This is a genomic window from Mesorhizobium sp. M0514 (assembly GCF_040321145.1).
Classification (GTDB): domain Bacteria; phylum Pseudomonadota; class Alphaproteobacteria; order Rhizobiales; family Rhizobiaceae; genus Mesorhizobium.
This window is the reverse complement of sequence record NZ_JAMYQZ010000168.1, coordinates 1-5,318: the sequence shown is the minus strand read 5'-3', so window position 1 is coordinate 5,318 and position 5,318 is coordinate 1. Positions and strand designations below refer to the sequence as shown.

5 protein-coding genes and 1 tRNA gene are annotated in these 5,318 nt (G+C 61.8%); all 6 read right to left on the bottom strand.

Translation table 11 applies throughout. The features are described 5' to 3' along the window. On the bottom strand, nucleotides 1-154 hold a 154-nt coding region (locus NKI61_RS32205; RefSeq protein WP_502899964.1), incomplete at its 3' end, for an alpha-crystallin domain-containing protein. A gap of 436 nt (nucleotides 155-590) precedes the next feature. After that, nucleotides 591-666 (bottom strand) — tRNA-Trp (locus NKI61_RS32200). Nucleotides 667-826: 160 nt separating this feature from the next. Further along, nucleotides 827-1,309, bottom strand: coding sequence for a group II truncated hemoglobin (locus tag NKI61_RS32195; RefSeq protein WP_352842335.1), 483 nt, complete (start codon nucleotides 1,307-1,309; stop codon nucleotides 827-829). A gap of 91 nt (nucleotides 1,310-1,400) precedes the next feature. Then, nucleotides 1,401-3,095 carry a COG3904 family protein gene (locus NKI61_RS32190; protein WP_352842334.1) on the bottom strand — a complete coding sequence of 565 codons (1,695 nt, stop codon included), beginning with the start codon at nucleotides 3,093-3,095 and terminating at the stop codon, nucleotides 1,401-1,403. Between the two features lie 328 nt (nucleotides 3,096-3,423). Next, nucleotides 3,424-5,058, bottom strand: coding sequence for a COG3904 family protein (locus tag NKI61_RS32185; RefSeq protein ID WP_352842333.1), 1,635 nt, complete (start codon nucleotides 5,056-5,058; stop codon nucleotides 3,424-3,426). Between the two features lie 147 nt (nucleotides 5,059-5,205). Beyond that, nucleotides 5,206-5,318, bottom strand: a 113-nt coding sequence (locus tag NKI61_RS32180; RefSeq protein ID WP_023745017.1) for an EF-Tu C-terminal domain-related protein, incomplete at its 5' end; no start/stop codon positions are given.

Genomic DNA, 5,318 nt, shown 5'->3' with positions numbered 1-5,318 from the left:
TGAAGCCTGCGATGGCCATCGAGATACGGTAATCGTTCTCGTCGACCTTCTCGATGTTATAGGGCGGCCAGTCGGGCCGCGTACCATTGTCGGGCATGTCGAAAAGACGGTCAAAACCGACGGTGCTGCGATAGAGAGAGTCAAAGGTTCTCATAGCCACATCCTCCTTGAAGCAACATGGGTACAAGGGCGCCGCCCAGCAGCGCCGCCTGTTGCCAAGCCAATCGGCCTCGGCGGGAAACGAATTAGGAAGGGCTGAAAACCGGTTCAAGAGCCCTATTCAAAAAAAATTCCAGAAGCCAGGCCAGCATCCCGCTTCCAATAATTCGCAGCCGCTGAAAAGCAGCCGGCGGCAGCAAAATAGGCCTATTCTGAATTGTGAACGCAAACGGCAATTGGCTCGCCAATGGCAGTTGAATCAAGGAAATCGGTTCGTGGAAATACGCCGACTTCGGCATTGCGCATCAGCGCTCTCGCTCTGCGCATGCCTTCGGAACGTCGGATGGGCTCGTCGAGTACGCGGCTTCAGCCCAACCAAACGAGGAGCCAAAACAAGGCGTTTCTAAAATGCCGGATTCCAACGAGGAAAATGGCACGGGCAGCAGGGCTCGAACCTACGACCTGCGGTTTTGGAGACCGCCGCTCTACCAACTGAGCTATGCCCGTACGCGCGTTTCAGCGCAGGCGCTTCCTAAAAGCTTCCGGGCGCGCTGTAAAGAGTTGTCTGACGCGCTTTCAGATCCTTTGCCGGAAATCCGGATAGGTGATGACCAGCCCGTCCCTGCCGATCTCGATTTTTCGCCTGCCTGAAGCCGCATGCCGGCGCTCAATCCCCGGCCGGCGGCTTGTACGGCCCGCCCGGTACGCCCCAGCCCCAGGCCGGCATCGGTTCGGTCTGCGGGTCGCAGGTCTCGCCGAGGGTGGAATTCATCTTGGCAAGCCGTGACCCCCATTCGACATAGCCCATGAAGGCGGAACGGAATTCGGGATCGTCCGGCAGCCCGACCGCATCGGCGGCATCGGCAAGCAAGCTGATCCAGCGGCGGCGCTGTTCCTCCGTCAGATGCTTGCCCAAGTGATGCATGACCATCTCGCGATGGCCGCCATGCTGTTCGCTGTAGGTCTTGGGTCCGCCAAAAACCTCGCCGATGAAGGCCGCGACATGCGCCGGATGATCCGGCGACATGTGTTTGAACACCGGGCCGACCACCGGGTCGCGGGACACCTTGTCGTAAAAGGTTTCCGTCAGCCGATTGAGGGCTTCGATGCCGCCGGCCCATTTGTAGAGTGTCGGAATATCCTGGCTCATTCTCGATCCTCCCCCGGGCGACGCCTGCCACGACGATAGCGGAGAAATCGGGCATGGCTCAACCTGGCTCGATGGCCAGTTTCTGCGATGCCTACAGTTTGGCGGGCGACTCGGCCTTGGCTGTCGGCGGAAGCAAACAGTTGTCGGGCTTGGGTGAGGTTTTGCAAATAGCGGGGCCAGTTAGCGCCTCCACCGACTCCGGCCCGGTTGTCAGCCCGACTTTGAGCATCATGTCGGGCTCGAGCTGACGCTCGACCGAGCCTATCGCGGCGAACAGAGCTGGGTCCATCTCCATCTCCTCCAGGTAGGCTTTAACCAACTGCGTCTGTCCCCTCGAGGACATGCTGAGCCTCGCCTTGGGATCGACCAGCCTTTTGGCGCCGGCGGCAAGCATGAGCGCGCAGGCCGAATCGCACTCCACTCCAAAATCGCTAATCAGCCCGACATAGGCACCGTTATCGGCCAAGCAGCCTGCCTCGGGCGGGTCGCAGCCGACGATAGTGGTGCGAGCGACGGCGACGTCGAGCTTCCGTTCATGGATAAGCCTTCCCGCGGCCAGAGCGCTGAACAGGCTGCCCCCCTGTGAGCTGATCACCACCGGCAGCCGCCGGTTGCCAAGGGTGTCGAGCAACTGGCGCAACTTTTGCGGGGTCTGAGGCGTCATCGCGCCTTCCGCCGAGATCCATTCCGGGCAATCGGGATTGCAGAGCGAGTCTCTGCCGCGAACGACAACGAAGCGCATATCTGGCGTCGAATTCCCTGGCGCTGCCTGCAACGGCTTGGGAGCTGGAGCCTTGGCCGCCTGAGAAAGTGGGGGGCCGGTCTTTGCCTTGATCGCAGCCACCACGGCCGGCTTGGCCACGGGCGTTTGTCCGCCGGCTGGCTTGTTTCCCGGTATTTCCCGGCAGTTCGGAGCCGGCGGGTCGAACATGCACAAACTTGCTCTGGTAAACAGGTCCAGAGTGTCCGTGCTGGTGGCCAGTTTCATCGTCAGCATATCGTGGAGGCCGATCTGCCTGATGTCGCTGGCCGGCGTCGCCTTCATCAAGTCCAGCACGCCCTGCCCGATACCCATCTCTCGGAGATAGGCCGAGATCTTTCTCGCGTACCCCTTGCTCATCTCATAGGTCTTGTAGCTTTCACCGGGAGTGACGGTTTGCGTGGTGACCCGATATTTTTTGCCCCGTTTGACGCGATAGGTGGTCCGGTAGTGCGTTGTGGAGGGGAACCAGGTGGTGGTGATCTGATGAACACCCAGATAGTTCCAGCCGCCGGCGACGCGCCGGACGCCTCCGGCAAACATTAGCGGACAGGCGGAATTGCAGCTGGCACCGTCAGACGCTCTGCCGAAAAAAGCCGTGCCCTTGCCGTAGTCGGCGCCACAACCCTCTGTCCCGGGCCAACAATCGGGAAACTCGGTCTTGCCGATGGCGATATCGAGCTTGTTTTTGCGGATTATCCGGCCAAGCTGGAGCGCGGCTTCGACATTGCCACCGAAGGAATTGACGATGATGGGCAGTTTGCGGCTGCCAAGCTTCTTCAAGGTGCGCTTGAGCAGGGCTGGCGTCCCGGCTGCGATGTCGCCTTCGGCGGAGATCCACTCCGGACAATTGGGCTCGCAGCCCGGTGCGTTGCTGCGCGCGACGACAAACTTCATCTCCGAGCGATCCTCGGACCATATCGTCGGATCATTCGTCGGATAGGGCACTCCCTGCAGAGGGAGCAATGTCTGCCATGTCCCGGGGGCGGCATCCTCGGCCTTCGCGGCGAAGGCAGCCATCGCCATCGCGGCCACCGTCGCCAGCCGAACCAGCCCGCGCCGCCACCTTGCAGCATTGTCTGAACGGTGTCCCCAAACCACGCCCGGCAAACCCCTCAATGCAATCCATAATAGTTGCGGCGACGGTGCTTGCAATAGCTTTGAACCAACCGTGCAATACTTGTGCCGCGCAACGCCGGAAACAAAAAGGCAGCCCCAAAGACCGCCCTCTCCTGGTCGATCCGGCTGACACCGGCTCGACTATTTCTCGATGGTGATGACGACGCCGGCACGACGGTGCGGCCGCCTTCACGGAAGGCGAAGCAAGGCTTCTCTTCCATGACGATAGGCGCGATCAGCCATTGGACGACGGCACCACGCGGCAATTCTCAGGTTTCGGCGCCGATCTGCAGATGCTGGAACCCGTCAGCGCATCCACCGACTGGCGCCCGGTCGTCAGGCCGACCTTCAGCATCATGTCGGGTTCGAGCTGGCGCTCGACCGAACTGCCCTGGAGCGCCCTGAACAAAGCGGGGCTGATCGCCATCTCGTCGAGGTAGGACTTGACCGCCTGCTTCTGCCCCATCAGATAGAGGCTGAGCCGCGCCTGGGTACCGACAAGCCGCCTGGCGCCACCGGCCAGCATGAGCGCGCAGGCCGAATCGCAGTCGCCGTCGCCATCGACGCTCAGCCCGGCATAGGCGCCTTCCCTGGCCAGGCAATTCCACTCTGCCGGGTCGCAGCCGACGAAATCGGTGCGGGCAACGGCAACGTCGAGCTTCTTTTCATGGATGATCCGGCCCGCCGCCAGGGCGCCGGAGAGGTCGCCGCCTCGCGAGCTGATCACCACCGGCAGCCGCCGGTTGCCAAGCGTGGCGAGCAATTGGCTGAGTTTCTGCGGCGTCTGGGGCGTAATCGCGCCTTGCGCTGCAATCCATTCCGGGCAGTCGGGATTGCAGAGCGGGTTGCTGCCGCGAACCACGACAAAGCGCATGCCGTCATCGTGCGGCGCGCTCTCCGGCTTCACCGGCAGCGGCGCAGCCTTTGCCACGTCCGGCAGGCCGCCGGCTGGCTTGTTCGCCGGTATTTCCCGGCAATTCGGAGCCGGAAGTTTCAGCCTGCACAGGCTTGCGCTGGTCAGCAAATCTGCAGCGTCGTCGCTGGTGACCAGCTTCATTGTCAGCATGTCGCTGAGGTCGATCTGCTGGATGTCGCTGGCCGGCGTGCTCTTCATCGTCTCGATGATGCTGAGGTCGACACCCATCTCCTTGAAATAGGCGGACAGCTTGCGCTCCACCCCCTTGCTCATCTCGTAGGTCTTGTAGCTGCCGGTGTTCTTGCGGCTGACGACCTTCTTGCTGATGACCCGCTTCTTGCCTTTCACGATCCGGTAGCGGACCTGATATTGCACGTTCATCTGCACGATCGTGGTGGTGATCTGGTGGACGCCGAGATAGGCCAGCGGCCCGACCAGGCGCCTGGTGCCGCCGGCCAGCATCATTGGACAAGCGGATGCGCAATAGCTGCCGAGCACATAGGGGCTGCCGATATAGTGCGCGCCTCTGGCGTCGTTCTCCTTGCAGTTTTTCACCCCTGGCTCGCAGGCGACGAACCAGGTCCTTCCGACCGCGATGTCGAGCTTGTTCTTGCGTATCATCCGGCCCATGGCGATGGCCGCATCGACATCGCCGCCGGGAGAGTTGATGACGATCGGCAATTTGCGGCCGCCGAGCGTTTTCAGGGCAGCCTTGAGCAGCGCCGGCGACTTGGCCGATATCGCACCCTCGGCCGATATCCATTCCGGACAGGTCGGCTCACAGCCCGCCGCGTCGCTGCGCACGACGACGAACCGCATCGGCGGATCCGGATCCGGCTCTGAGTTTTTTGTCTCGGCCGCCAAGGCGGCAGTGCCCATGGCAAACATCGACACCAGGCAGATCAGCCCCAGTGCCCACCATGACCGACTATGCAAACGGTGCTGTGGAACCATCCGACCAAGCCCTCAACGCAATCTATACTGTAGAGGCTCACAGACTTGCAACAGAGATTGGGACCCCAAACAGGCACATCTGGCCAACGAAAAAGGGCGGCCCGAGGGCCGCCCCTATCCGTTTCGATCCGGCGATGCCGGGCTCGATTACTCTTTGATGGTGACGACGATGCCGGCACCGACGGTACGGCCGCCTTCACGGATGGCGAAGCGCAGCTTCTCTTCCATGGCGATCGGCACGATCAGCTCGACATCGACCG